We start from the raw sequence: 24,139 nt of genomic DNA on the forward strand, positions 1-24,139 counted from the left end.
GATAGCAGTCATGTATGCCCCCATATTGAGAGAATTTAAGATAAATCTTATATAAGAATTTTTATTCGGCGTTGCGGAAGGCCGTCTGTGAAGTGGCTCACAGCGCGCGGAATGGGCGGTCCCTAAACTGCGGGCAAATACGTTGGCGCTTAGGTTGTCGAGCGCATCTTTTCCAGGAGGAATCAAAGGGATGGCGACTTCTGATAGTCCAGAAGCGACCGACGAATTGTTTGCCTTGGGAACCCTCGTTTCGGACCTGAAGCGGCTGGAATCTAAGATGATGTCGCAGGGTTTCTTGATCGCGGCGACCTTGATCGGTGCCGCAGCCGAGGCGGTGACGGACGAAATGACCGATAATCTGAGGGCCTCGGCAGGAGAGCTGACGGAAGACAGGGCGCAACGCGGCCGTCATCTGGCCCCCCTGGATGCCTCGGGACCTGAGCGTATTCAGTGATGAATTTGGGGCGGCGGTAAAGGAGTCTCAGCGCGAGTTGGGGCGCTGGAGGACGTCTAGGCGACCGGCGTCGAGACCGATACCATCGCCTCTTTCGCCTCCAAAGCATAGAAACCCATGTCCAGGCTTTGGTAGAGCTGGAGCGCTTCTTCGGCGCGCTCTCGCCCCTTTTCGCACGCGGTCCGCTCAAGCTGCAGCTTTCCGAGTGCCAAGGTGCAGTGGCTGACCAGGGGAATCATGTTGCACCCTTCCGCAAGGGTGCGGGCCCGATTGAATGCGGCAGCCGCCTTGCGCGGCTTCGCGGAGGAGTCACACCTGTAGACCTCGCCCAGTGCCCACTGCGCCCAGGCTTCGTCGCCCTTCTCCCCGTTCTTTCGCGCAATGTCCAGGGCCGTGGTCGCATGGGCAAGGGCCTGTTCCGGCTGGCCAGCGCGAAGCAGCGCCTCGGCCAGCCAGACGGTCTGCTGCGACAGCTGACCGAGCACAACGTCCTTGTTGGCAAGCTCGACGGCATGCTTCAGGTAGCCCAGGCCTTGGGCCACGCTTCCGGTGCGCACCAGAGCGTAGCCGAGCGATGCTTCGCTGAGGGGCAGCAGGAGCTTGATCTGGGTTGCCATGCAGAATCTGTGGGCCCGCTCGAGCAGCGGGATGCTGCGGGCGAAGTCCCCTTTGCGCAGCAAAGCCGTGCCGACCGAAAGACAAGCGTAGATCTGGCTGAAGCTGTGTCCGTTGTCGTCGGCAATGCGCAGCGCCTCGTCGCCGATCTTGAGGGCCGCCGAGAATTGTCCGAGTTCGCCCAGCGACCGCGCCAGGTCGGCCCGGCAGCCGACCGCGACGGCCGCAAGGGTGCCGAACTGCTTGTGCGAGGAGCCCTCCGAAACTCGCGGGATGATCCCTTCAAGCAGCTTCCTCGCATCGGCATAGTCGCCGCGATCGATGAGCATGCAGCCAAGCCGTGAAGCGACCTGGATCTCGAGCTGAGGGTCGTTGAGGCGGCGCGCGATTTCCAATCCCTGGCGGCCCATTTCGATCGCGTTGCTGAGGTCGCCATCGACCCAGTGGCAGAGCATGCGCGCGGAGCAGATCCGCCCGAGCCTGCGCTCGTCATGCAACGCCTTCGCGGCGGTCTCGGCGGCTTTCAGGACGCTGCGCACCGCCTCGGATCGGCCGAGTGTAAAAAGCGACTGCGCCAGCTCAAGCCGGATATCGATGCCTCTGCGGCCGTTGCGCTCGGTCTGCGGCATCTGCGACTGCGCGTCCAGCGCCTTCGTGAAGAGCGCCTGCGCGGCGCCGTTCCGCGACGCCGATTGTGCTTTGCTGGCCGCGCGGCGGGAGTAGGCCGCGGCATAGGCCCAAGCCTGAGCCCGGTAGGCGTGGTGCGCGAGCAACTCGATCTTGATCGGCAATTCGTGCCCCGGCCGGCGACGAAGCACCTTCATGACCGTCGTGTGCAAGCGTAGCCGATCGCGCTTCAGCAAGGTGCCGTAGGCGACCTCGTGGGTGAGGGTATGGCGAAACCCGTACTCCAGGTTGGGCACGATCCGCGTGCGCTGCAGGAAGCCCTGCTGCTCGAGTCGAGCCAGGCGATCGGCCAAACGCCCGTCGTCGGGGGCCAGAAGCTGCTCTAGCAGGGCAACGTCGAAGTTCCGCCCGATAACAGCCGCACAGAGAAGCGTCTGTCGGTCGACGCGCGGCAGGCTGTCGATTCGTTCCGCGAGGACGCCATGGACCGTGACCGGGATCTCGATGTCGTCGAGCGGCACCACCAGCCGGTAGCCGCCGGGCGTGCCGTTCAGCGCCCCGCGCTCCACCAGCGAGCGAACGCACTCTTCGATGAAGAAGGGGTTGCCTTGGGTCTTCTCGATCAGCTTTGGAACCAGCGCGCCGAGCTCCTCCGAATTTCCCAGGAGCGATCCTACGAAGCGAGCCGCATCCTCGGAGGGCAGGGCTCGGATCCTGTGTTCAGCGAACTTCGGCCAGCTGGTCCAGGGCCGTTCGTGATGCGTCCGCGAGGTCAGGACCAGTTGCACCCGGGTCCCATCCAGGCGGACAGCGATCTCCTTGCCGAGTTGCTGGACCTCCGCGCTGGCCCAATGAAAATCCTCGAGAACAATAACCAGGGGCGACTTGCGGCCGAGGGCACGGGTCGCGTCGGCGATGGTGACGAGGGTCACACGCAAGCGTTCCGGCGGATCTAGGGTCTCCCAGCCCGGGTCGTTCGCGCTCTGTCCAAGCACTTCGAGAATCGCGGAAACGGCGTGGGTCCCGCCGACGTTCAGGGACTTGAGCCGCTCAGCGATGGCTGCCGCGAGTACCTCTGGCTCGGAGGCGGCTTCGAGTTCGAGCAGGGAACGGACCAGGCGCGCCACGGGATCGTCGAAGCGAGGCACGCCGGTCGGCTCCAGATCCACCTTCAGGGCCCGGGCGACGCCGGTGTCGATCGTCCCCAGGAACTCGAGCATCAGCCGGGATTTGCCGACACCGGGATCGCCGGTGACCACGAAGACTTCGCCATGTCCCTCGCTGGCCCGAGACAGGCTTTCGCTCAAGGCGGTCAGATCCTGCGTTCGTCCGACGAAGGATGGCTTGCCCGGGCTCTCGAGCGGACGCATCGACCGCTTGGTTATGGTCACGCCCTGCAGGGCGTAGGTGCGAACGCTGCGGGAGGCCTGGCTCAGCCTGATGTAACTCGCCGGCTCGACCCGCACCTGGCCGGCCACGAGGCGGTAGGTCTCCTCGGTCAGCAGGACCTCGCCCGGCCGGGCCGCTTCCTCGGCGCGTGCGGCGAGATGAACCGTGTCCCCGACGGCCCGATATTCGGTCAGCATGCCGCTGCGGATCGGCTGGGTGACAATGATCCCCGAGCTGATCCCGACCCGCAGGCGAACGGGCAGGGGTACCCCGCCCGCTTCGTCGGTCCTGGCGCAGCGCAGTTGAATCTCCTGCGCTGCCAGACAGGCACGGATCGCGTGATGCTCCTGCGCCGCCGGTGCGCCGAACAATGCCATGACCCCGTCGCCCAGAAGCTGCGTGACCGTCCCGCCATAGCCGTCGATGGCTTCGACCATTGCCTGCAGCCAAGGTAGCAGCTTCTCGTTCGCTTCCTCGGGATCGGCGTCCGCCACCAGGGCGGAGGAGTTCACGATGTCGGCGAAAAGAACGGTCGCGAACTTGCGCTCGCCCTCGAGGAGGCCACGCGTGCGGGATGGCGAGACGTAGTTTTGGCTCACAGCCATCGAGGTACTTCACCTCTCGCGCCGACCGAGCTGCAGCTGGCCGCCTTCGATTCCAGGGCGGTCGCCTGCGCTGCTCCAAAGCTCCCGAAGGCCGCTGTTCCGCTAGCCAATGGGACCGACATCAGGATAAACCCCTACAACATAAGAATACAGCCCAGCGCTTGCAAAGGCGAGTCCCGTAGTCCCACGGGCCGAAAGCCCCCGGTCAGATTATCTTCCGCACTTTCAATATACTTTTCAACTACTTCGTGAAGAATTTCACACAGACTTAAACGTGTATAGCCCTTGTATTTAAATCAAGCCTTTGCCGCGGAGGCTGGTTTCTCCCGACCGGGCCAGGATCAGATGGTCATGCACGGCGATCCCCAGGCTCTCGGCGGCGGCGGCCACGGCCCGGGTCATCTCGATGTCGGCGGGCGAGGGGGTCGGGTCCCCGGAAGGATGGTTGTGGACCAGGATCAGGGCGCAGGCCCCCAGCTCCAGGGCCCGTTTCACGACCTCCCGGGGGTAGACCGGGGTGTGGTCCACGGTGCCCTTCTGCTGGCGCTCGTCGGCGATCAGGCGGTTCTTGCGGTCCAGGAAGAGCACCCGGAACTGCTCGACCGTCTCGTGCCCGAGGGTGATCCGGCAATAGTCGACCAGGCGCTCCCAGGAGGACAGGATCGGCCGGTCCCTGAGGTCCTCCCGGGCGAGGCGGATTGCGGCCTCGCGGGCGACCTGCAGAGCGGCGATCTTGGCGTCGCCCACGCCGTCGACGCCGCGCAGGGCCGCGGGATCGGCCGCCAGGACGGCGGCCAGGCTGCCGAAGCGCCGGATCAGGGCCTTGGCCAGGGGCTTGGTGTCCTGGCGCGGCTGGGCGCCGAACAGCAGGAACTCCAGGACCTCGTGGTCGGCCAGGCTTTCCGCCCCGCTGTCCAGGATCCGCGCCCGCAGGCGCGCCCTGTGGCCAAGGTAGTGACTGCGGTCCTCCGCCACGGCCGCCCCGACCCGGCCGCGATCAGGTTTCGTAAGGCGGCTGGTGCCAGCCCTTGGGCGAGGTCGTGAAGATCTCGCAGCCCTCGGCGGTGACTCCGACGGAGTGCTCGAACTGCGCCGACAGCGACTTGTCCCGGGTCACAGCGGTCCAGCCGTCGTCCAGGATCTTCACGTCCGGGCGCCCGGCGTTGATCATCGGCTCGATGGTGAAGAACATGCCCTCGCGCAGGACCACGCCGGTGCCCGGCCGGCCGTAGTGCAGGACCGAGGGTGCGGTGTGGAAGACCCGGCCCAGGCCGTGCCCGCAGAAGTCCCGGACCACCGAGAAACGGTGCCCCTCGGCGTGGGCCTGGATCGCCGCGCCGATGTCGCCGAGGGTTGCGCCCGGACGGACCGCCGCGATCCCCCTCATCATCGCTTCGTAGGTCACCTCGACCAGCTTGCGCGCCTTCACGCTGGTCGCGCCGACGTGGAACATGCGGCTGGTGTCGCCATGCCAGCCGTCCAGGATCACGGTGACGTCGACGTTGATCGCGTCGCCCTTGACCAGGCGCTTACGGTCGCTGGGGATGCCGTGGCAGACGACGTGGTTGACCGAGGTGCAGATCGACTTGGGAAAGCCCTTGTAGTTGAGCGGGGCCGGGATCGCGCCGTGGTCCAGGATGAAGCCGTGGCACAGCCGGTCGAGCTCCTCCGTGGTCACGCCCGGCTGGACCTGCGGCGTGATGAAGTCGAGCGTCTCCGCCGCCAGCCGGCCGGCCTTGCGCATGCCCTCGAAGTCCTCGGGGCCGTGAATGGTGATCCGGCGCTCCTCTGGGAAGGCCCCATAGGCGACGTCGCCCTGCACCATAAATGAACTCCTTCAGAACGCAGACATGGACGACGCTACGGCGCCTAGTCGGCCAGGGGCAGCCGGCGGCCGATGTCGATTCCCTCCGGCGTTACGTCGCAATCGTAGCACAGCGCTTCAACCCCCAGTCCCACGGCGTCGCGGAAGGCCATTTCGTAGCCCGGATCGATGTCGCCCGCCAGGGAGAAACGGCTGCAATCCTGCCGCTGCACCAGGAAGAACATCACGGCCCGGGCGCCCGCCTGCGCCACGGCGGACAGCTCATGCAGATGTTTGGCGCCCCGCGTGGTGACGGAGTCGGGGAACTCGGCGGCTTCCGGCCCGCGCTTGAGGTGCACGTTCTTGACCTCCAGGTAGCAAGGCGGCTGCGCCTCACGCTCGAGCAGAAGGTCGATCCGGCTGTTGCTGCCGTAGGGCACCTCGCGCCTCTGCCGGTCGTAGCCTGCCAGCTCCGGGATCCGCCCTGCCGCGACCGCCTCGGCGACGATAGCATTGGGGTGCCCCGTGTTGATCCCGACCAGGGTGCCCTCGGCCTCGATCAGCTCCCAAGTGAACTTGAGCTTGCGGGCCGGCTTGTCGGCCGGCGAGAGCCAAACCCGCGAGCCGGGCGCGTGCAGGCCGAGCATCGAGCCCGGGTTGGGGCAGTGCGCCGTGACTTCGCGGCCGTCCGCAAGGCGCACGTCGGCCAGGAAGCGCTTGTAGCGGCGGATCAAGCGACCTTCCAGAAGCGAGGTGTCGAAGCGCAAGGGTCTGCTGCCGTGTCGGGGATTACGATCTTGTGCAAATCCGGGGGCCCTTTTTGGGCCGTGATTTCCGTACTTGCAAGACGCGGCGCTCTGACCCAGGCTATCTCCGGATGCCGGGGGGCCGCAGATCTGGCGGCGGTCGGTCGATCCGGCGCCGGAGGCCTAACGTAAGGAACGGGTATGAAAGTGTCGCCATCGCTCTCTTTGCTTTTGGCCGCCGTGCTGCTTGCGGGCTGCTCAAGCTTCCGTGTGCCCTTCTACGAACCGACGACCACGTCCCGGCCCGCACCGCCGTCCGGCAGCGCCGTCGAGGTGTCCGAGGACGGCCAGAAGTTCTGGATCAAGGAAGGCAGCGAGGACAACGAATCCCAGCGCCAGGCCGACATCTCCGACTGCTACGCCTACGCCCGGGCCCAGACCGCCCGCGACACCCGGATCCAGGGCGATCGGGTCGACACCGGCCGGCAGGCCGCGATGGGCGGCGAGGAGACCTCCTTCATGACCCGCATGGACGAGTTCGAGCTGGGCAAGCAGCGCGAGGCGCTCTTCAACCGCTGCATGCGCGCCAAGGGCTACTCCAAGGGCTGAGCCGGATGCGGAGGGCATGACCGAGGGGCAAGTCACCGCCGCCGTCCTGATCATCGGCAACGAGATCCTCTCCGGTCGCACCAAGGACGCCAATCTGCCCTACCTCGGCGAGCGTCTCGGCGAACTCGGTATCCGCCTGGCCGAGGCGCGGGTCGTGCCCGACCTCCGGGCGGAGATCGTTGCCGCCGTCAACGCCCTGCGGGACCGCTACACCTATATCTTCACGACCGGCGGCATCGGCCCGACCCACGACGACATCACTGCCGAGTGCGTCGCCGCCGCTTTCGGCCTGCCCTTGATCCGCAACCCGGAGGCGCTGGCCCTGCTGCAGGCGCACTACGCGCCAGGCGACCTCAACGAGGCACGCCTGCGCATGGCCAACACGCCCGAAGGGGCGACCCTGATCGAAAACCCGATCAGCCACGCCCCCGGCTTCCGGATCGGAAACGTCCACGTCATGGCCGGGGTGCCGGCGATCATGCGTGCCATGTTTGAGGGCCTGGCGCCGGGCCTGACCGGCGGGCCGCCGCTGCGCTCCCGGACCCTGACCTCGAAGCTGCCCGAGGGCGCCCTGGCGGCCGGCCTCGGCGCGCTGCAGGCGCGCTACCCCGAGGTCGACATCGGCAGCTATCCCTCCTTCCGCGACGGCCGGCCCAGCGTTGCGGTGGTCCTGCGCGCGACCGACGAGCCCCGGCTGGCCGCCGCGGCCGAGGAGGTCGGCGCCTTGATCCGCGACCTCGGCGCCGAGCCGCGCGAGACCGGCTGAGGGGAGGGCAGCGATGGCGCCACCGCCCCGCAGGCAGCTGCCGCAGCTGATCGTCTTTCTGCTGCGTCACCTCGCGGTCGGCGCCGGCGCCGGAATCCTGCTCGGGGTGCTCTGCCTTGCCGTGGATCTGGCCGGCCTGCGCGGCCTCCTGCTCGGTCCGGGCGGCGGGCCGCTGCCGCTCGCGCTGTTCTTCTTCGGCCTGATCGTGACCTTCGGCTCGGCGGCGATGGGCGCCGCGGTCATGGGCCTCGGCCGCCCGCGCAACTGACGGCATCACCGGTCCGCACCACCGATCATTGCATCCGGCCCCGGCCTGCGGCACAACTTGCGCCCGGGCCCGCTTGGTGGAACTGGTAGACACACGAGACTTAAAATCTCGGGCCGCAAGGCGTGGGGGTTCGAGTCCCTCAGCGGGCACCAAGCCTCGGCCGCAGCGCTCTCTAGGGCTGCCCCGCGTGGCGGGTCTCGACGCCCTGGACCCGGCGGTCGCGCAGCGCCTGGTCCTCTTCCCCGAAGAGGAAGCAGATCACCATGTAGCGGGTGCCGCGGGTCACCGGCAGGGCCTCGTGCAGCATCGAGCAGGAGAAGACGATGGCCTCGCCGGCGGCGGGGCGGTAGAGGTGCGGGCCGAACTCCGGGAAGCGCAGGTGGCCGCCCTCGTAGCCCTCGTTGAGGTTCAGCGTCATGGCGAAGCGGCGGTGCGCCACCCCCGGAGTGTCGTTGTCCCGGTGCACTCTGAAGTGCCCGCCCCGGTCGCCCTCGTAGCAGCCGATCTTGAGGTTGTCGTAGCGGGTCGCGGCGAAGTGGAAGAACTTGGCGATCTCGGGCACGACCCGGCGCTCCAGGCGCCGCCACATCTCGGCCAGCAGGGCCGGGTCGGGATGGTGGTCCAGGCGGATCTTCTCCTTGTCGTCGATGTAGTGCTCGCGGCGCCCGTCGGCGAGGTCGCGCAGGGTGCCGGTGCGCTGCTTCTCGCCGGCCTCGTAGGCGGCGATCAACTCGCGGCAGAAGGCGGGCTCGAAGGCCCGGGGGACCAGCAGCGCCGGGGCCGTGCCGCGCAGCGCCTGCGGCGTCTCGGCGGCCTGCGCCTCCAGCTCCGCGGCGACGGTCTCGGCCAGCTTGGGGTCGGCGCTGTCGCGAGCGGCAAGCAGGAGGCGCCCGCCCTTGTCGACTAGGAAGGCGGAGACCTTGGCCAGACCGAAAACCGGCTGCCGGGCCGCCGGGTCGTGGGCCACGCCGTAGGCCCGGGCGGCGGCGCCCTGGGGATCGCCGTAGAGCGGGAAAGGCAGCTGCAGCTGGCCGACCGCCGCGGCGTTCTCGGCGGCCGGCTGCCCGGTGACGGCAAAGACGTTCACGTGGGGCGCGAGGCGCGGGAAGGCGCCGGCGAAGGCGCGCAGCAGGGCCTGGCCGGCCGGATCCGCGGCGCTCGGCAGGAAGATCAGCACCGCGCCCTTGCCGCGCAGGGCCTGCGACAGGAAGCCGCCGCCGCCGCGGTGGTCGCGCAGCTTGACGTCCGGCGCCCGGTCGCCGGCCTCGGGCGGCGGGCCCTGCGGGCGGCTCTGCTGAAAGGCTTCGATCGCGCGTCTCCTGCTCCGGGTGCGCCCTGGAGTCGTCATGGTGCCAAGGGCGCCGGGCCCGGGCAACAGGCTGGCAAGACACCTCGCCGGGCGCCCCGGCGCTAGCCGGTCTCGCAGCCGGCGCCTTCCTGCACCGGCGGGCAGGGCACCGTCCCGTAGGAGCAGAAGACGCAGCAATCGCCGGGCTTGGGCTTGAGGACCGCGCCGCAGCCCCGGCAGTCGTAGAAGTACTGGCAGGCCTCCGTCGGCATGGTCTCGCTCCGGCGATGGCCGCAGAGCGGGCAGGTCAGGGTCGATTCGAGGACGGTCATTCGGCCCGGTCCTGCTTCAAGCTGCGCCGCCGCAGGATCAGGAGCATGGCGTAGACCGACAGCCCGAGGAACAGCGTGAAGGCCGGCAGCAGAACGCGGTCGAGCCAGGCCAGCCAGGCCGAGAGCCCAAGCATGCCGAGCAGCAGGACCAGCGCCGGGGTAAAGCAGCAGACCCCGGCGATCACCGTGCCGACCGAGCCGATCTTGAGCAGGGTCACGTCCTTCATCGCCCGAGCCTAACAGATCGCGGCGGCCGACGTCTTTGGACCTCGATCCGATGTGAAGACGCTTGTCCTGTGAACTTCGCTTGGCATAGGCTCACCCCTGCAACGGTTCCCGTTCCGGGATCAAAAGGGAATGGGGTGAGACGCCCGCCGTCGGGTGTCGAAGCCCCGGCTGCCCCCGCAACTGTAGGCGGGTGACGCGGGTCCGATCGGTGCCACTGGGAAACCGGGAAGGCGGGACCCGCGGTCTAGACCCGCGAGCCAGGAGACCTGCCGTTGCGCCCGCCACTTGCGATGCCGCCGGGCGGGGGAACCGGCGGGCTCTACGGCCGGCGCCAGACGGCGCCGCGCTCTTCGCAAAGGGCATGGGTCTTTGGACCGAGAAAGGGAAGGGAAACCCATGTCACGCCGCACCCGCACCGCCGTCCTCGGCCTCGCTGCGCTCCTGTCGAGTTCCGGCAGCGCCTTCGCGCATCACGCGATGGACTACCAGATGCCGCAGACCTTTCTGCAGGGTCTGCTTTCCGGGTTTGGCCATCCGATCATCGGGCCGGACCACCTGGCCTTCATCCTTGCGATCGGCCTGATCGGCACGCTCTTCGCGCGCGGATACCTGCTGCCGCTCGCCTTCGTGGCCGCGACCCTGGCCGGCTGCGTCCTCCACCTCGCCGAATGGAACCTGCCGGTGGTCGAGCCGGTGGTCTCCGGCACGGTGGTTCTCGGCGGCGCGCTGCTCGCCTTCTACCGCGCCCTCGACTTTCGCGTCTTCGCCGGCTTCATGGCCGTCGCGGGGCTGTTCCACGGCTACGCCTACGGTGAGTCCATCGTCGGCGCCGAGACCACGCCGCTGGCCGCCTACCTGATCGGCTTCGCCGTGATCCAGGCCGCCATCGCCCTGGCCGCCTTCGGCCTCGGCAAGGCCCTGCTGGCCAGGCAGGCCACGGCTGCGGTCGGTGGCCTGCGGGCCTTCGGCGGGGCGATCGCGGCGGCGGGCGCCTACTTCCTGACCTCGGCCCTGGTCGCCTGAGCTCCTCGCCGGCCGGGCCGGCGACGAGGGCGTATCATGACGGGCGGTCTCCCACCCCTGACCCTGGTCCTGGGCGGCGCGCGCTCCGGCAAGAGCCGCCATGCCGAAGCCTTGGTCGAAGGCCAGTCCGGCCGCTGCACCTACATCGCCACCGCCGAGCCGGGCGACGCCGAGATGCAGCGGCGCATCGAAGAGCACCGGGCCCGGCGCGGCGTGCGCTGGCGGACCATCGAGGCGCCGCTCGACCTGGTCGGCGCACTGGAGCGCAGCTCGGCCTCCGACGGCGCCGTCCTGGTCGACTGCCTGACGCTCTGGCTGTCGAACCTCCTAGGCGCCGAGCGCGACGTCGCCGCCGAGACCCGGCGCCTGGTCGAGGTCCTGCCCCATCTCGACGGCGCCGTGGTCTTGGTCTCGAACGAGGTCGGCCTCGGCGTCGTGCCGGCCAACGCCCTGGCCCGGGCCTTCGTCGACCACGCCGGGCGCCTGAACCAGGCCGTGGCCGGCGTCGCCCAGTCGGTCGTCTTCCTCTCGGCGGGCCTGCCGCTGGCCCTCAAGTCCCCGCGCTAAGGAACCTTCATGCCCCGACACAGCAAGATCCCCGCGACCGTGATTACCGGCTTCCTCGGCGCCGGCAAGACCAGCATGATCCGCCACCTGCTGCAGACGGCAGGCGGCAAGCGCCTGGCCCTGATCATCAACGAGTTCGGCGACCTCGGCGTCGACGGCGAGATCGTCAAGGGCTGCGGGATCGCCGGCTGCGCGGACGAGGACGTGATGGAGCTGGCCAACGGCTGCATCTGCTGCACCGTGGCCGAGGACTTCCTGCCGACCATGGAGAAGATCCTGGCGCGGCCGGAGCCGCCCGACCACATCGTCATCGAGACCTCGGGCCTGGCCCTGCCCAAGCCCCTGATCAAGGCCTTCAACTGGCCCGACGTGCGCAACCGGGTGACGGTCGACGGGGTGATCGCCGTGGTCGACGCCCCGGCCGTCGCCGCCGGCCGCTTCGCCGCCGATCCGGAAGCCCTGGAGGCCCAGCGCGAAGCGGACGAGGCCCTGGACCACGAGAGCCCCCTGGAGGAGCTCTTCGAGGAGCAGCTCGGCTCGGCCGACCTCGTGGTGCTGAACAAGACCGACCTCCTGCCGGAAGGCGCCGTGGGTGCCGTCGAGGGCGAGGTGACGGCGCAGCTGCGCCCGGAGGTGAAGCTCCTGCCGGCCCGCCACGGCGGCATCGAGGCCGGCGTCCTGCTGGGCCTCGGCGCGGCGGCCGAGGACGACCTCGACTCCCGGCCCTCGCACCACGACGACGGCGAGGACCACGACCACGACGACTTCGCCAGCTTCGCCCTGGAGCTGGGCGAGCTCGCCGACCCCGCCGCCCTCCTGGCCCGCCTCGAGGACCTGGTCGCCGAGCACGACATCTTCCGGGTCAAGGGCTTCGCGGCCGTCGCCGGCAAGGGCATGCGCCTGGTCGTGCAGGGCGTCGGCGGCCGCTTCCAGAGCTACTACGACCGCGACTGGGCGCCGGCCGAGCCCCGCGCCACCCGCCTGGTCTTCATCGGCCGCGCCGACCTCGACCGGGCCGGCATCGCCGCGGCGCTGGGGGCGTGATGCCTGTGCTTCGCTGCGCGACAGGACAGATGCCTGCGGCTTGGAACGAGGACCCTGCCCCCGCCCTCATGCTGAGCCGCGCGTATGCGCCGCGCTGCGCGCTGAAGCATGAGCTTCGACCGGGGGTCGAAAGGCCCGTGACCGGGGGCTCGCCCTTCGACAGGCTCAGGACGAGGCCGGTGAAAGGACCTGGAGGCTAAGATGCACCTCCTGCAGGCCCAGCCCGGCGTCATCGCGGACGGCTCCGAGCCGGTCGACCTGGGCCAGAGCCCCGGCGAGATCGTCGTGCTCTCCGCCGCCGACACCGAGCTGGCCGGCCTCTCGACGGCCCGGGCCGGCTTCGGCGACGGCTTCCCCAGCCTGCGCCTGGCCAACCTCATGCAGCTCGCGCACAACTTCTCGGTCGACCTCTACGTCGAGAAGGTGATCGCAGGGGCGAAGCTCGTGGTCGTCCGCCTGCTCGGCGGGGTCGGCTACTGGCCCTACGGGGTCGAGCAGATCGAGGCGGCCTGCCGCGAGGCCGGGATCCCCCTGGCCCTGCTGCCCGGCGACGACCAGCCCGACGCCGAGCTCGCCCGCCGCTCCACCCTGTCGGCCGAGGCCTGCCACCGGCTCTGGCAGTACGGCGTGCAGGGCGGCCCGGACAACGCCCGTGACTTCCTGGCCTACGCCGCGAGCCTGCTCGGCCGCGACCTCGACTGGCAGGAACCGCGGCCACTGCCGCGCGCTGGGGTCTACCGCCCGCCGGCCCTCTCCGCCGATCCGCTGGCCCTGGCCGGCACGCAACCGGTCGCCGCCATCGTCTTCTATCGCGCCCTGCTGCAGGCCGGGACCACGGCACCGGTCGACGCCTTGGCCGAGGCGCTGCTGGCTGAAGGGGTCAGCCCCCTGCCGATCTACTGCGCCAGCCTCAAGGAGCCGGTCTCGGCCGAGATCGTCGCCCGGCTCCTGGCCGAGGCCGGCGCCGGCCTGGTACTCAACGCCACCGGCTTCGCCGTCGGCCGGCCGGGCAAGGAGCTGGGCGAAACGCCCTTCGACGGCGTCGACGGCCCGGTGCTGCAGGTGGTCTTCTCCGGCGGCAACTTGGAGGCCTGGCGCGCCGGCAGCCAGGGTCTCTCGGCCCGCGACATCGCCATGAACGTCGCCCTGCCCGAGGTCGACGGCCGCATCCTCTCGCGCGCCGTCTCCTTCAAGGCCGAGGCGCGCTACGACCCCCTGACCGAGACCTCGGTCGTCACCTACGCCCAGGTCCCCGACCGGATCGCCTTCGTCGCCGAGCTGGCGGCGAACTGGCTGAAGCTGCGCGGAACGCCGCCGGCCGAACGCCGCCTCGCCCTGGTCTTGGCGAACTACCCCAACCGCGACGGCCGCATCGGCAACGGCGTCGGCCTCGACAGCCCCGCCGGCACGATCGAGGTGCTGCATGCGCTCGCCGGGGCCGGCTATGCGGTGGAGGACATCCCGCCCGACGGCAATGCACTGGTCGCGGCGCTCCAGGCCGGCCCGACCAACGCCGGCATCGCCGGTCGCACCGTGAGGGAGGAGCTGTCGCGTCCGGACTACGAGCTCTTCTTCGGCCGCCTGCCGCCCGACCTCCAGGAAGCGGTGGTGGCGCGCTGGGGCCCGCCGGAGCGCGATCCCTTCTACCTCCGGCGCGAGCTGGATTGCGGCGGATTCGCGATTCCGGTCCTGCGCCTGGGCCGGGTCGTCGTCGGCCTGCAGCCGGCGCGCGGCTACAACATCGATCCGGCCGCGACCTACCACGACCCGGACCTTGTGCCGCCGCACGGCTACTTCGCCTTCTACGCCTGGCTGCGCGAGACGGCCGGCGTCCATGCCATCGTCCACCTGGGCAAGCACGGCAACCTGGAATGGCTGCCGGGCAAGGCCCTGGCGCTATCAGAAAGCTGCCATCCCGAGGCCGCGCTCGGGCCGCTGCCGCACCTCTATCCCTTCATCGTCAACGATCCGGGGGAGGGCAGCCAGGCCAAGCGCCGCGCCCAGGCGGTCATCCTCGACCACCTGACGCCGCCCCTGACCCGGGCCGAGAGCTACGGCCCCCTGGCGGAGCTGGAGCGTTTGGTCGACGAGTACTACGAGGCCGCCGGCGTCGATCCCCGGCGCCTCGAGCTGCTGAGCCGCGAGATCCTGGAGCTCAGCCAGCGCATCGGTCTCGACCTGGACTGCGGCATCGCGCCGGAGGACGACGAGGCGGCAGCGCTCGGCAAGCTCGACAACCACCTCTGCGAGCTGAAGGAGCTGCAGATCCGCGACGGCCTCCACGTCTTCGGCGTCTCGCCCCGCGACGGACAGCTCACCGATCTGCTGGTCGCCCTGACCCGCCTGCCGCGCGGCGACGGCCGAGGCGGCGGTGCCTCCCTGATCCGCGCGCTGGCCGCGGACCTCGGTTTGGGCGACTTCGATCCTCTCGACTGCGAGCTCGGCGCGGCCTGGGCCGGACGGAAGCCGACCGCCTTGCAGGCCGACGGCGCCTGGCGGAGCAACGGCGACACCGTCGAACGCCTGGAAGCACTCGCCCAGGCGCTGGTCGCCGGGCGGTCCAAGCCCGGCGCGACCTGGCAAAGCACGGCCGCCGTGCTCGAGACCATCGCGCAAGACCTGCGCCCCCGCGTCGAAGCCTGCGGCCCGGCCGAGATCGAGAGCCTGCTGGCCGGCCTCGACGGCCGCTTCGTCGCGCCCGGACCCTCGGGCGCGCCGACCCGCGGCCGGCCCGACGTCTTGCCGACCGGGCGCAACTTCTATTCGGTCGACACCCGCACCGTGCCGACCCCGGCGGCCTGGCAGCTCGGCTGGGCCTCGGCCGCTCGCCTGCTCGAGCGCCACCGCCAGGAGCAGGGCGAATGGCCGCGCGCCCTGGCGCTCTCCGCCTGGGGCACCGCCAACATGCGCACCGGCGGCGACGACATCGCCCAGGCCCTGGCCCTGCTCGGCGTGAAGCCGCAGTGGGAGCAGGCCTCAGGCCGGGTCGTCGGCTTCGAGGTGCTGCCCTTGTCAGTCCTCGGGCGGCCGCGGGTCGACGTGACCTTCCGTATCTCGGGCTTTTTCCGCGACGCCTTCCCGGCCCAGGTCGACCTGCTCGACTCGGCGATCCGCGCCGTCGCTGCGCTGGACGAACCGGAAGCCGAGAACCCCTTGGCCGCCCGGGTGGGGCGCGACGCCGCCGCGCTGCGCGGTCAGGGCGAGGATCAAGACACGGCCGAGCGCCGTGCCGCCTGCCGCGTCTTCGGCGCCAAGCCCGGGGCCTACGGCGCCGGCCTGCAGGCGCTGATCGACGAGCGCGGCTGGCGCGACGAGGCCGACCTGGCCCGGGCCTACGTCGCCTGGGGCGGCTACGCCTACGGCGACGGCGCGGCCGGACGGGCCGAGCACGCGCTCTTCGAGCGCCGCCTGGCCGGGGTCGAGGCCGTGGTCCACAATCAGGACAACCGCGAGCACGACCTGCTCGATTCCGACGACTACTACCAGTTCGAGGGCGGCCTGGCGGTCTCGGTGCGGCATTTGAGCGGCGCCGCACCCGTGGTCTATCACAACGACCACTCGCGCCCCGAAAGCCCGAAGGTGCGCCGCCTGGAGGAGGAGATCGCCCGCGTCGTCCGCGCCCGCGTGGTCAACCCGAAGTGGATCCGCGGGGTCATGCGCCACGGCTACAAGGGCGCCTTCGAGATGGCCGCGACCGTCGACTACCTCTTCGCCTTCGCGGCCACGGCACGGGCGGTCGGCGACCACCACTTCGACGCGGTCTATGAGGCCTATCTCGAAGACGACGACGTCCGGGATTTCCTGGAAGCGAACAACGCGGCGGCCCTCGGCGACATTGCGGCGCGCCTCATCGAGGCCCAGGAGCGGGGCCTCTGGCGCCCGAAGTCGAACTCGGCGCGCGGACACTTGGAGACTTTGGCGGCGGACAATGGAGTGCACCCCCATCCTAACCCTCCCCCACCAGGGGTGAGGGGACCAGAGCCAGGCGTCGGCGCCGCCACTCCCTCCCCCTTGATGGGGGAGGGTGGGGTGGGGGTGGCACACCGGCCGAGAAGAACGGAACGCGACCCATGACCGACGACCTGACCGAAGACGAGATCAACGCCCGGGCCAACGAGAAGGCGCGCAAGCGCAAGGCGGCGCGGGACAGGATGCTGGCCGACAAGACCGTCGAGAAGGGCCTGCTGATCGTCCACACCGGCAAGGGCAAGGGCAAGTCGACGGCGGCCTTCGGCCTGGTCTTCCGGGCCCTGGGCAATGGGATGCGGGTCGGCATCGTCCAGTTCGTCAAGGGCAAGTGGGAGACCGGCGAGCGCCACGCCCTGGAGCGCTTCGCCGACCAGGTCGAGGTCCACACCATGGGAGAAGGCTTCTCCTGGGACACCCAGGACCGGGCCCGCGACATCCGCGCTGCCCAGGCGGCCTGGGCCAAGTCGCAGGAGCTGATCGAGGCCTGCCGTGGGCCCGAGCCCAAATTCGATCTTCTCCTTTTCGACGAGATCAACATCCCGCTGCGCTACGACCACCTGCCGCTGGACGAGGTGGTCGCGGTGCTGAAGGCCAGGCCGCCGGGGCTCCACGTCGTGGTCACCGGCCGCAACGCCAAGCCCGAGCTGATCGAGGCCGCCGACCTGGTGACCGAGATGACCCAGGTCAAGCACCCCTTCCGCGAGCAGAACGTCAGGGCCCAGAGGGGCATCGAGTTTTGACGGCTCAACGGGCCGTGATGCTGCAGGGCACCGGCTCGGACGTCGGCAAGTCGCTGCTGGTCGCCGGGCTCTGCCGGGCCTTCACGAGGCGCGGCCTGACGGTGCGGCCCTTCAAGCCGCAGAACATGTCCAACAACGCCGCGGTGACGGCGGAGGGCGGCGAGATCGGCCGCGCCCAGGCCTTGCAGGCGCGCGCCTGCGGCGTGGCGCCGGCGATCGACATGAACCCGGTGCTGCTCAAGCCCCAGAGCGAGGTCGGCGCCCAGGTCGTGGTCCAGGGCCGGGTCTGGGGCAAGGCCAAGGCGCGGGACTACCAGGCGCTCAAGCCGGAGCTACTGCCCAAGGTCCTGGAGTCCTTCGCCCGGATCTCGGCCGAGGCCGAGCTGGTCCTGGTCGAAGGCGCCGGCAGCCCGGCCGAGGTCAACCTGCGCAAGGGCGATATCGCCAACATGGGCTTCGCCGCGGCCGCCGACCTGCCGGTGGTCCTGGTCGGCGACATCGACCGCGGCGGCGTCATCGCCAGCCTGGTCGGCACCTGGACCCTGCTGCCCGAGGCCGAGCGGGCGCGCCTGGCCGGCTACATCGTCAACAAGTTCCGCGGCGACGTCTCGCTCTTCGACTCGGGCCTGGAGATCATCACCCGCGAGACCGGGCTTCAGAGCCTGGGCGTCGTGCCCTGGTTCGCCGAGGCGTCCCGGTTGCCGGCCGAGGACGCGGTCGCCGTCCAGCGCGGCGGCGCCAGCGTAGAGGGCGCGATCAAAGTCGCCGTGCCGGTGCTGTCGCGCATCGCCAACTTTGACGACCTCGATCCCCTGATCGCCGAGCCCGACGTCGCCGTCGACTTCGTCGAGCCCGGCCGCGCCCTGCCGGGCGACGCCGACCTGGTGGTGCTGCCCGGCTCCAAGGCGACCCTGGCCGACCTGTCGGTCCTGCGCCGCGAGGGCTGGGACCTCGACCTGAGGGCGCACCTGCGCCGCGGCGGCCAGGTGCTGGGCCTCTGCGGCGGCTACCAGATGCTCGGCCGCAAGCTGCGCGACCCCGAGGGCATCGAGGGCCTGCCCGGCTCGGCCGAGGGCCTGGGCCTGCTCGACCTCGAGACCGAGCTCGCCGGCGACAAGACCCTGACCGAGGCCGCTGGCGAGGAGGTCGCCAGCGGTGAAGCCGTCCGCGGCTACGAGATGCACATCGGCATCACCCGCGGCCCGGCCCTGGGGCAGCCGCTGCTGCGCCTCCGCGGCCGCGACGAGGGCGCTGTTTCGGCCGACGGCAAGGTCGCCGGCTGCTACCTCCACGGCCTCTTCGCCGCCGACGGCTTCCGCCACGCCTTCCTCGCCCGCCTCAAGGCCCGCGCCGAAAGCGGCCTCGCCTACGAGGCCGAAATCGAACGGATCCTCGACGAGCTGGCCGACCACCTGGAAGCGAATCTTAACCTGAATCGCATATCTCGGATTGCAGGCTCGGCTTTCTGAGCCCGGCGCCACTTCCGAAGGAGATCCAGGGCGATGCAGGTGGAGGTTCCTCTCTCGGCGGACGATATCAAACAGTGCCGCGTCAGGCTTCGAGATGGCGGGCTGTTGCGGCCAGGCCTGGGGGCCTTTGCCCAGGGCGGTCTTGCCGGAGGCCTGTTCCTGATGGTCGGCGGCGTGACTCTGATCGCGCCCGAGGTCTTCGGCGGAGCCGTGTCGCTCCTTGATAGGATGGATGTCCTGCTGGTTTTTGCCGGCGGCCTTCTCGCGGTCCTTTCGCTCCTTTGGCTCTGGCATGGGGACAACGCCTCCGTGCCGTTGGTCCCGGGCTCGCCGGGCCAGAGGCTGCGACTCGATGTCTCCGCGGAAGGCGTGACGCTCCAATCCGCACCGGATGCCTGGGACCTGCCCTGGACGCAACTGACGACCGTCGAGGAGGACGACGGCTACGTCATTTTTCGCCTGAGGAGCGGTAGAGCCGTGATCCTTCCCAAACGGGCCTTTGCCTCCGCGGAGGCTTGCCGCGCTTTCGTCGACGAGGCCAAGGCCTCGGCCAAGCGAAGCAGGATCGCCACTGCGTCATGAAACCTCGGATCATGTACATCGAGTACAAGGGTGATGGGATCAGCGGCCCGGCCCGGATCGGGCGCGTGAGCTTCTCAAGGACCGGACGCTCGCTCTACTACAGGGGCACGACCCTGCACCCGATCCAAGGCTACAAGGCCAACCATGCGGATTCAGAGACCGGCGAGCGGTATTGGGTCTCCGGTTGCCGCAAGGACGGCAACGACACGCTCTATCCGGGCGTCGTCGAGGTCGACGAGGACGTCCGCGAGGAGTACTGGACCGAGATCCGCGAGCAGCCCGAGAACAAGCACCTGACCCGCTTCCGCTCGCCCGGCAAGCACTGAGAGGCTATGTCGCCCGGCGCCGGAACCAGGTCCAGATCGGCGGCGGCAGGCGGCCGCCGCGGCCCAGGCCTTTCAGCAGCCAGCCGACAAAGGCCAGGGCGATGCCGCCGCCGAAGAGGGTGCCCGGAATGATCAGGTCCGAGAGCTCCGGAGTCCGCCGGTAGTCGCTGGGGTCCTCGGGGTCGATGAGCAGGGGCAGGCTGTCGCCGGGCTGCAGCTTGCGGCCCTGATACCGGCTGATCTCGGTCCAGATTCGCCGCCCCTTTCCTTCCGGATCCGTGAACAGCAGATGCGTGCGGACATGCTCCCGGGTGCGGTAGGCCCGCTTGGGATTGGCCGCCTTGATCTCCGCGGCGGCGGTGCAGTCCATGGGGTCGCTGGTCTCGGAGGACTTTCCGCCGGACTTCCAGGTCAGGGTGCAGAGCCGCTCGACCTCCAGGACCCGCGCCTCGACCTCGGTTGCCGAAAGGAAGAAAGTCGCCTCGTAGATCGTGATCGCCAGGGTGGCCGGCGGAAAGATGACGCCCAGCCAGAAGCAGGTGCTCCCGATCCTGTAGATGAAGTACTTGATGAAGCTCATTCTGCGCGCCGCGATTTCGCCCTGCCGTCCGAGACGTGTTGTGCCGCGGCCGGCTTAATTTTCGCTGAAAGCTTGTGGCGGGTCGCGGTTCTTCGCCATCGCCACCCTCGGGCCTTGCACTCCATGGCCCTCAGCCGCCCGGCGTGCCGCCGGAGCGGGCGGCATTTTGGCGCCTTTTGCAGCTGCGACGGCCGCGCAGGACTTTTCCGGTGGGACTCCCGATTCCGTTCCGGCTAGGCTGTCGCCCTGCACGAGGGAGGCATCACATGAAACGTCTGTTCATCCTGGTTTTCCTGACCGCGGCGGCCCTGTCGACGCAGGCCGTGGCGCAGACCCTGGAGCGGGTGCGCGACACCGGCGTCTTCAAGATCGGCTTTCGCGAGGACGCGGCGCCGTTTTCCTACAAGAACACGCTGGGCGAGGCCTCGGGCTACGCTGTCGATCTCTGCCGCCAGGTTGCCGCGGACCTGAAGGCGGAACTCGGGCTGGACAGCATCGAGGTCGCCTACGTGCCGGTGACGGCGAAGAACCGCTTCGAAGCGGTCCAGCAGGCCAAGGTCGACATCCTCTGCGGCCCGACCTCGGTCACCTTCTCCCGCCGCGAGCTGGTCGATTTCTCGATCTTCACCTTCGCCGACGGCGCGAGCGTGCTCTACCAGGCCGGCGGCCCGAAGACCTTCGAGGAACTTGCCGGCAAGAAGGTCGGCGTGCACGGCGGCACGACCACCGAGATCGCGCTCAACAACACCTTGAAGGAGCTCTCGCTGGATGCGGAGGTCGTGCCGGTGGCCGACCATGCGGACGGCCTGGCCAAGCTGGAGCAGGGCGACATCTCGGCCTATTTCGCCGACCAGGCGATCCTGCTCTATCTGGCCGCCGGCAGCGCCGCGCCGGAGAAGCTGCGGCTGTCGAACCGCCACTTCACCAACGAGCCCTACGCCCTGGCGCTGCAGCGCGGGGACAACGACTTCCGGCTCCTGGTCGACCGCTCGATCAGCCGGCTCTACCGCTCGGGCAAGATCGTCCAGATCTTCAAGAACGCCTTCGGCGGCAGCGCCGCGCCGAGCGATCCCTTGAAGCTGCTCTACGCGGTGCACCGCATCCCGGAATGACGCTCAGACGGCGGTCATCAGCACCATGACCGCCAGCACCGCGCCGGCGCGCAGGTAGAGGGCCAGGGCGGCGTTGATGTCTTGGGCGGTCAGGTTGCTGCGGCCGTCGCCCATCCAGGCGTCCTCGACCCGCTGGCCGCCGTAGCGCCGCGGCCCGGCCAGGGCGAAGCCGAGAGCGCCGGCGACCGCTGCCTCCTGCCAGCCGGCGTTGGGCGAACGGTGCTTCGGCGCGTCGCGCACCAGGGTCCGCCAGGCCCGGCCGGCGTCGGCGTCCTTCTGGAAGACCGCGGCCAGGACCAGGATCAGCCCGCTCAGCCGCGCCGGGATCCAGTTCGCGGTGTCGTCGATGCGCGCCGACGCCTTGCCGAAGGAATCGTGGCGCGGGGTCCGGTGGCCGATCATGGAATCCAGGGTGTTGATCGCCTTGTAGGCGCAGAGCCCCGGCAGGCCGAGCAGCAGATACCAGAAAGCCGGCGCGACCACCCCGTCGGAGAAGTTCTCGGCCAGGCTCTCGACCGCCGCCCGGGCGACTCCAGCCTCGTCCAGGCTCTCGGGATCGCGGCCGACGATGTGGGCCACGGCGGCGCGGCCCTCGGCCAGGCTGCCGGCCAGCGCGACGGCGACCGCGCGGGCGTGGTCGAAGAGCGAGCGGTAGGCGATCAGGGTGCTGGCCAGGATCGCCTCGAGCAGCCAGCCGCCGCCGATCCCGCCCAGGATCCACGACAGGGCCCAGCCGAGCCCGAAGGCGCCGCCGGCGATCCCCAGGGCGACCAGCAGGCCGCGCTGCAGGCGCTCCGAGCGTCGGCCGCCCTCCCGGTTGAAGCGCTCCTCGGCCCAGCCGATCGCGCGGCCGAGCAGCGCCACGGGATGCGGGACGGCGCGGTAAAGCCAGGGCGGGTCGCCCAGGATGGCGTCGAGCGCGATGGCGACGAGGAGAATCATCGCGAGGTCGCCGCCGAAGGGCAGGCCCAGTGTGTCGGCCAGCAGCATGGGGCGCAGAGTGAGCGGCGCCGCGGGCCGGGTCAACGGCGCTCTCCGTAACCTTTCCCGGGCCCTTCTGCAGCCTTGTGGGGGCAGGGGCGGCGCCGTAACGTGGCCGGCGAGCGGGGCGGTCTGACGGGAGGGACTCGAAGCAGATGGACAAGATCGGCGTGATGGTTTGCGGCCACGGCAGCCGCGATCCCGATGCGATCCGGGAGTTCGAGAGCGTCGCGCGCGGCATCGAGGCGCGCCTGCCGCAATACGACGTCGAGAGCGGCTTCCTGGAGTTCGCCCGACCGGTGATCCGCGACGGCCTGGACGCGCTGCGTGCACGCGGCTGCGGCCGGATCCTGGCGGTGCCCGGCATGCTCTTCGCCGCCGGTCACGCCAAGAACGACATCCCCTCGGTGCTCAACACCTACCAGGCCCAGCACCCCGGCCTGCAGATCGACTACGGCCGCGAGTTGGCCATCGATCCGCTGCTGCTGCGCGCCGCCGGCGACCGGGTCCGCGCCGCCCTGGAGTCGGCCGGCGGCGAGGTGCCGCTGCACGAGACCCTGCTCTGCGTGGTCGGGCGCGGCGCCTCGGACCCCGACGCCAACTCCAACGTGACCAAGGTCATGCGGCTGCTCTGGGAGGGCTTCGGCTTCGGCTGGGGCGAGACCGCCTATTCCGGCGTCACCTTTCCGCTGGTCGAGCCGGGCCTGGAGCATGCCGCCAAACTGGGCTACCGCCGCATCGTGGTCTTTCCCTACTTCCTCTTCACCGGGGTCCTGGTGAAGCGGATCTACGACGCCACGGACGCCGTGGCGGCGCGGCATCCGGAGATCGACTTCGTCAAGGCTTCCTACCTCAACGACCACCCTGCCGTCCTGGACGCCTTCGCCGCGCGGGTCGAGGAGATCCTGACCGGCGAGAACACCATGAACTGCAAGCTCTGCAAGTACCGGGCCCAGGTCCTGGGCTTCGAGGCCGAGGTCGGGCTGCCCCAGGAAAGCCACCACCACCACGTTGAAGGCATCGGCACCGACGCCGACGAGGCGGCCGGCCACGGACATCACCATCACCACGATCATGATCATGGCCACAGACATGACCACGCGCAGGGCCACGACCACGGCCACCACCACCATCCCTATCCCCACGCCGACCACCCGCACGGCCCGCGCTCGATGAAGAAGGCGGCGGGCTGACCTACCGATGTCGGATGCACCGAGAGCCACCCCCCTCCCAACCTCCCCCCATCAAGGGGGGAGGGGCCCGAAGGTGCGGTCCGCACAATCCCCCTCCCCCTCGATGGGGGAGGGGCGCGAATGCGCGGCGCTACGCGCGGGTGGGGGTGGAACACAGGCGTCCGACAAGAGCAACACAAACGTTGAGCCTCAGCCCTTCGACTACCTGCGCGACCCGGCGGAGATCACCCGCCGCTCCTTCGCCATCGTCGAGGCCGAGGCCGAGCTGTCCCGCCTGCCCGAGCCCCTGCGGCCGGTCGCGCGGCGCCTGGTCCACGCCTGCGGCATGCCGGAGATCATCGACGACCTGGCCTGGGGCGGCCCGCTCGCCGAGACCGGCCGTCTCGCGTTGGAGGCCGGCGCGCCGGTCCTGGCCGACTGCCGCATGGTCGCCGAGGGCGTCACCCGCGCGCGCCTGCCCCGGAACAACGCGGTGCTCTGCACCCTCGGCGATCCGCGGGTGCCGGATCTCGCGCTGGAGCTCGGCACGACCCGCTCTGCGGCCGCGCTGGAGCTCTGGGGCGACGACCTGGCCGGCGCCGTCGTGGCGATCGGCAACGCGCCCACCGCGCTCTTCCGCCTGCTCGAGCTGCTCCAGGCCGGCGCGCCGCGGCCGGCGGTGATCCTCGGCTTCCCGGTCGGCTTCGTCGGCGCTGCGGAATCCAAAGAGGCGCTGATCGAAACGGCGGGCGAGCTGCCCTACCTGACCCTGCGCGGCCGGCGCGGCGGCTCGGCCCTGGCGGCGGCGGCGGTCAACGCCCTCGCCGCGGGGTGAGGGCGCGC

24 protein-coding genes, 1 tRNA gene and 1 riboswitch are annotated in these 24,139 nt (G+C 70.0%); of the genes, 16 read left to right on the forward strand and 9 right to left on the reverse strand.

The genetic code is table 11. The annotated features are described in order from the left end of the window. Nucleotides 1-190: 190 nt before the first annotated feature. A complete protein-coding gene (locus tag QNJ30_24900; GenBank protein ID MDJ0946700.1) occupies nucleotides 191-454 on the forward strand; it encodes a hypothetical protein in 264 nt (87 codons plus the stop codon). A 56-nt stretch (nucleotides 455-510) separates the two neighbouring features. Here QNJ30_24900 and QNJ30_24905 read toward each other — a convergent pair whose 3' ends face one another. From QNJ30_24905 to sfsA, 4 genes are all read right to left on the reverse strand, one after another. Next, nucleotides 511-3,690 carry an adenylate/guanylate cyclase domain-containing protein gene (locus QNJ30_24905; protein MDJ0946701.1) on the reverse strand — a complete coding sequence of 1,060 codons (3,180 nt, stop codon included), beginning with the start codon at nucleotides 3,688-3,690 and terminating at the stop codon, nucleotides 511-513. Between the two features lie 291 nt (nucleotides 3,691-3,981). Continuing rightward, nucleotides 3,982-4,665, reverse strand: a complete 684-nt coding sequence (gene radC / locus QNJ30_24910) for a DNA repair protein RadC (protein MDJ0946702.1) — start codon at nucleotides 4,663-4,665, stop codon at nucleotides 3,982-3,984. Between the two features lie 22 nt (nucleotides 4,666-4,687). Next, nucleotides 4,688-5,515 carry a type I methionyl aminopeptidase gene (map, locus tag QNJ30_24915; GenBank protein MDJ0946703.1) on the reverse strand — a complete coding sequence of 276 codons (828 nt, stop codon included), beginning with the start codon at nucleotides 5,513-5,515 and terminating at the stop codon, nucleotides 4,688-4,690. A 44-nt stretch (nucleotides 5,516-5,559) separates the two neighbouring features. Next, nucleotides 5,560-6,261: a DNA/RNA nuclease SfsA gene (gene sfsA, locus QNJ30_24920; protein MDJ0946704.1), complete on the reverse strand. Its 702-nt coding sequence runs from the start codon at nucleotides 6,259-6,261 to the stop codon at nucleotides 5,560-5,562. 180 nt (nucleotides 6,262-6,441) lie between these two features. Between sfsA and QNJ30_24925 the strand changes: the two genes are divergently transcribed. The 4 genes from QNJ30_24925 to QNJ30_24940 all read left to right on the forward strand — a co-directional run bounded on the left by QNJ30_24925 (nucleotide 6,442) and on the right by QNJ30_24940 (nucleotide 8,035). After that, entirely contained in the window at nucleotides 6,442-6,849 is a 408-nt protein-coding gene (locus tag QNJ30_24925; protein MDJ0946705.1) for a hypothetical protein, read from the forward strand. Nucleotides 6,850-6,865: 16 nt separating this feature from the next. Then, the gene (locus QNJ30_24930; GenBank protein MDJ0946706.1) at nucleotides 6,866-7,615 is read left to right on the forward strand and encodes a molybdopterin-binding protein; all 750 of its coding nucleotides are present in this window, start codon (nucleotides 6,866-6,868) and stop codon (nucleotides 7,613-7,615) included. 13 nt (nucleotides 7,616-7,628) lie between these two features. After that, on the forward strand, nucleotides 7,629-7,883 hold the full coding sequence (locus tag QNJ30_24935) for a hypothetical protein (GenBank protein MDJ0946707.1): 255 nt from the start codon (nucleotides 7,629-7,631) through the stop codon (nucleotides 7,881-7,883). Nucleotides 7,884-7,950: 67 nt separating this feature from the next. Beyond that, nucleotides 7,951-8,035 (forward strand) — tRNA-Leu (locus tag QNJ30_24940). A gap of 20 nt (nucleotides 8,036-8,055) precedes the next feature. On the opposite strand, the gene QNJ30_24945 is transcribed toward QNJ30_24940, so the two are convergent. The 3 genes from QNJ30_24945 to merF form a co-directional block, all read right to left on the reverse strand. Further along, the gene (locus tag QNJ30_24945; GenBank protein MDJ0946708.1) at nucleotides 8,056-9,231 is read right to left on the reverse strand and encodes a redoxin domain-containing protein; all 1,176 of its coding nucleotides are present in this window, start codon (nucleotides 9,229-9,231) and stop codon (nucleotides 8,056-8,058) included. Between the two features lie 62 nt (nucleotides 9,232-9,293). After that, entirely contained in the window at nucleotides 9,294-9,503 is a 210-nt protein-coding gene (locus QNJ30_24950) for a GDCCVxC domain-containing (seleno)protein (protein ID MDJ0946709.1), read from the reverse strand. Then, nucleotides 9,500-9,730, reverse strand: coding sequence for a mercury resistance system transport protein MerF (gene merF, locus QNJ30_24955; protein MDJ0946710.1), 231 nt, complete (start codon nucleotides 9,728-9,730; stop codon nucleotides 9,500-9,502). Before merF ends, QNJ30_24950 begins: the two co-directional genes overlap by 4 nt. 86 nt (nucleotides 9,731-9,816) lie before the next feature. Beyond that, nucleotides 9,817-10,020: riboswitch (cobalamin riboswitch) on the forward strand. Between the two features lie 107 nt (nucleotides 10,021-10,127). On the opposite strand from merF, the gene QNJ30_24960 reads away from it, so the two are divergent. The 8 genes from QNJ30_24960 (at nucleotide 10,128) to QNJ30_24995 (ending at nucleotide 19,451) form a co-directional block, all read left to right on the forward strand. Beyond that, the gene (locus QNJ30_24960) at nucleotides 10,128-10,754 is read left to right on the forward strand and encodes a HupE/UreJ family protein (GenBank protein MDJ0946711.1); all 627 of its coding nucleotides are present in this window, start codon (nucleotides 10,128-10,130) and stop codon (nucleotides 10,752-10,754) included. Between the two features lie 36 nt (nucleotides 10,755-10,790). Continuing rightward, nucleotides 10,791-11,321, forward strand: coding sequence for a bifunctional adenosylcobinamide kinase/adenosylcobinamide-phosphate guanylyltransferase (cobU, locus tag QNJ30_24965; protein ID MDJ0946712.1), 531 nt, complete (start codon nucleotides 10,791-10,793; stop codon nucleotides 11,319-11,321). Between the two features lie 9 nt (nucleotides 11,322-11,330). Next, the gene (gene cobW, locus QNJ30_24970) at nucleotides 11,331-12,365 is read left to right on the forward strand and encodes a cobalamin biosynthesis protein CobW (GenBank protein ID MDJ0946713.1); all 1,035 of its coding nucleotides are present in this window, start codon (nucleotides 11,331-11,333) and stop codon (nucleotides 12,363-12,365) included. A 201-nt stretch (nucleotides 12,366-12,566) separates the two neighbouring features. Then, the gene (cobN, locus tag QNJ30_24975; GenBank protein ID MDJ0946714.1) at nucleotides 12,567-16,439 is read left to right on the forward strand and encodes a cobaltochelatase subunit CobN; all 3,873 of its coding nucleotides are present in this window, start codon (nucleotides 12,567-12,569) and stop codon (nucleotides 16,437-16,439) included. Then, complete coding sequence (gene cobO / locus QNJ30_24980) at nucleotides 16,436-17,074, forward strand: cob(I)yrinic acid a,c-diamide adenosyltransferase (GenBank protein MDJ0946715.1); 639 nt, start codon at nucleotides 16,436-16,438, stop codon at nucleotides 17,072-17,074. Before cobN ends, cobO begins: the two co-directional genes overlap by 4 nt. A gap of 17 nt (nucleotides 17,075-17,091) precedes the next feature. Further along, complete coding sequence (locus tag QNJ30_24985; GenBank protein MDJ0946716.1) at nucleotides 17,092-18,543, forward strand: cobyric acid synthase; 1,452 nt, start codon at nucleotides 17,092-17,094, stop codon at nucleotides 18,541-18,543. 33 nt (nucleotides 18,544-18,576) lie between these two features. Continuing rightward, nucleotides 18,577-19,125, forward strand: a complete 549-nt coding sequence (locus QNJ30_24990) for a YcxB family protein (protein ID MDJ0946717.1) — start codon at nucleotides 18,577-18,579, stop codon at nucleotides 19,123-19,125. Continuing rightward, the gene (locus tag QNJ30_24995) at nucleotides 19,122-19,451 is read left to right on the forward strand and encodes a hypothetical protein (GenBank protein ID MDJ0946718.1); all 330 of its coding nucleotides are present in this window, start codon (nucleotides 19,122-19,124) and stop codon (nucleotides 19,449-19,451) included. The genes QNJ30_24990 and QNJ30_24995 overlap by 4 nt, the downstream gene beginning before the upstream one ends. A 4-nt stretch (nucleotides 19,452-19,455) precedes the next feature. On the opposite strand, the gene QNJ30_25000 is transcribed toward QNJ30_24995, so the two are convergent. Beyond that, nucleotides 19,456-20,031 (reverse strand): hypothetical protein, encoded by a 576-nt coding sequence (locus QNJ30_25000; protein ID MDJ0946719.1) that lies wholly within the window; start codon nucleotides 20,029-20,031, stop codon nucleotides 19,456-19,458. Nucleotides 20,032-20,297: 266 nt separating this feature from the next. Here QNJ30_25000 and QNJ30_25005 point away from each other — a divergent pair, with 266 nt between their 5' ends. Then, entirely contained in the window at nucleotides 20,298-21,143 is an 846-nt protein-coding gene (locus QNJ30_25005; GenBank protein MDJ0946720.1) for an amino acid ABC transporter substrate-binding protein, read from the forward strand. 3 nt (nucleotides 21,144-21,146) lie between these two features. Here QNJ30_25005 and cbiB read toward each other — a convergent pair whose 3' ends face one another. After that, nucleotides 21,147-22,169 carry an adenosylcobinamide-phosphate synthase CbiB gene (cbiB, locus tag QNJ30_25010; protein ID MDJ0946721.1) on the reverse strand — a complete coding sequence of 341 codons (1,023 nt, stop codon included), beginning with the start codon at nucleotides 22,167-22,169 and terminating at the stop codon, nucleotides 21,147-21,149. Between the two features lie 110 nt (nucleotides 22,170-22,279). Here cbiB and QNJ30_25015 point away from each other — a divergent pair, with 110 nt between their 5' ends. Next, nucleotides 22,280-23,317 (forward strand): sirohydrochlorin chelatase, encoded by a 1,038-nt coding sequence (locus tag QNJ30_25015; GenBank protein MDJ0946722.1) that lies wholly within the window; start codon nucleotides 22,280-22,282, stop codon nucleotides 23,315-23,317. 73 nt (nucleotides 23,318-23,390) lie between these two features. Further along, nucleotides 23,391-24,131, forward strand: coding sequence for a precorrin-8X methylmutase (locus tag QNJ30_25020; GenBank protein MDJ0946723.1), 741 nt, complete (start codon nucleotides 23,391-23,393; stop codon nucleotides 24,129-24,131). Nucleotides 24,132-24,139: the final 8 nt, after the last annotated feature.

The organism is Kiloniellales bacterium (assembly GCA_030066685.1).
Taxonomy (GTDB): Bacteria; Pseudomonadota; Alphaproteobacteria; order Kiloniellales; family JAKSBE01; genus JAKSBE01.

What these genes read in the sequence shown, in the direction of transcription:
- QNJ30_24900 (MDJ0946700.1), top strand. Translation starts at nt 191, where the DNA reads ATGGCGACTTCTGATAGTCCAGAAGCGACCGACGAATTGTTTGCCTTG.
- QNJ30_24905 (MDJ0946701.1), bottom strand. Translation starts at nt 3,690, where the DNA reads ATGGCTGTGAGCCAAAACTACGTCTCGCCATCCCGCACGCGTGGCCTC.
- map (MDJ0946703.1), bottom strand. Translation starts at nt 5,515, where the DNA reads ATGGTGCAGGGCGACGTCGCCTATGGGGCCTTCCCAGAGGAGCGCCGG.
- QNJ30_24925 (MDJ0946705.1), top strand. Translation starts at nt 6,442, where the DNA reads ATGAAAGTGTCGCCATCGCTCTCTTTGCTTTTGGCCGCCGTGCTGCTT.
- QNJ30_24930 (MDJ0946706.1), top strand. Translation starts at nt 6,866, where the DNA reads ATGACCGAGGGGCAAGTCACCGCCGCCGTCCTGATCATCGGCAACGAG.
- QNJ30_24935 (MDJ0946707.1), top strand. Translation starts at nt 7,629, where the DNA reads ATGGCGCCACCGCCCCGCAGGCAGCTGCCGCAGCTGATCGTCTTTCTG.
- QNJ30_24945 (MDJ0946708.1), bottom strand. Translation starts at nt 9,231, where the DNA reads ATGACGACTCCAGGGCGCACCCGGAGCAGGAGACGCGCGATCGAAGCC.
- QNJ30_24950 (MDJ0946709.1), bottom strand. Translation starts at nt 9,503, where the DNA reads ATGACCGTCCTCGAATCGACCCTGACCTGCCCGCTCTGCGGCCATCGC.
- merF (MDJ0946710.1), bottom strand. Translation starts at nt 9,730, where the DNA reads ATGAAGGACGTGACCCTGCTCAAGATCGGCTCGGTCGGCACGGTGATC.
- QNJ30_24960 (MDJ0946711.1), top strand. Translation starts at nt 10,128, where the DNA reads ATGTCACGCCGCACCCGCACCGCCGTCCTCGGCCTCGCTGCGCTCCTG.
- cobU (MDJ0946712.1), top strand. Translation starts at nt 10,791, where the DNA reads ATGACGGGCGGTCTCCCACCCCTGACCCTGGTCCTGGGCGGCGCGCGC.
- cobW (MDJ0946713.1), top strand. Translation starts at nt 11,331, where the DNA reads ATGCCCCGACACAGCAAGATCCCCGCGACCGTGATTACCGGCTTCCTC.
- cobN (MDJ0946714.1), top strand. Translation starts at nt 12,567, where the DNA reads ATGCACCTCCTGCAGGCCCAGCCCGGCGTCATCGCGGACGGCTCCGAG.
- cobO (MDJ0946715.1), top strand. Translation starts at nt 16,436, where the DNA reads ATGACCGACGACCTGACCGAAGACGAGATCAACGCCCGGGCCAACGAG.
- QNJ30_24985 (MDJ0946716.1), top strand. Translation starts at nt 17,092, where the DNA reads ATGCTGCAGGGCACCGGCTCGGACGTCGGCAAGTCGCTGCTGGTCGCC.
- QNJ30_24990 (MDJ0946717.1), top strand. Translation starts at nt 18,577, where the DNA reads ATGCAGGTGGAGGTTCCTCTCTCGGCGGACGATATCAAACAGTGCCGC.
- QNJ30_24995 (MDJ0946718.1), top strand. Translation starts at nt 19,122, where the DNA reads ATGAAACCTCGGATCATGTACATCGAGTACAAGGGTGATGGGATCAGC.
- QNJ30_25000 (MDJ0946719.1), bottom strand. Translation starts at nt 20,031, where the DNA reads ATGAGCTTCATCAAGTACTTCATCTACAGGATCGGGAGCACCTGCTTC.
- QNJ30_25005 (MDJ0946720.1), top strand. Translation starts at nt 20,298, where the DNA reads ATGAAACGTCTGTTCATCCTGGTTTTCCTGACCGCGGCGGCCCTGTCG.
- QNJ30_25015 (MDJ0946722.1), top strand. Translation starts at nt 22,280, where the DNA reads ATGGACAAGATCGGCGTGATGGTTTGCGGCCACGGCAGCCGCGATCCC.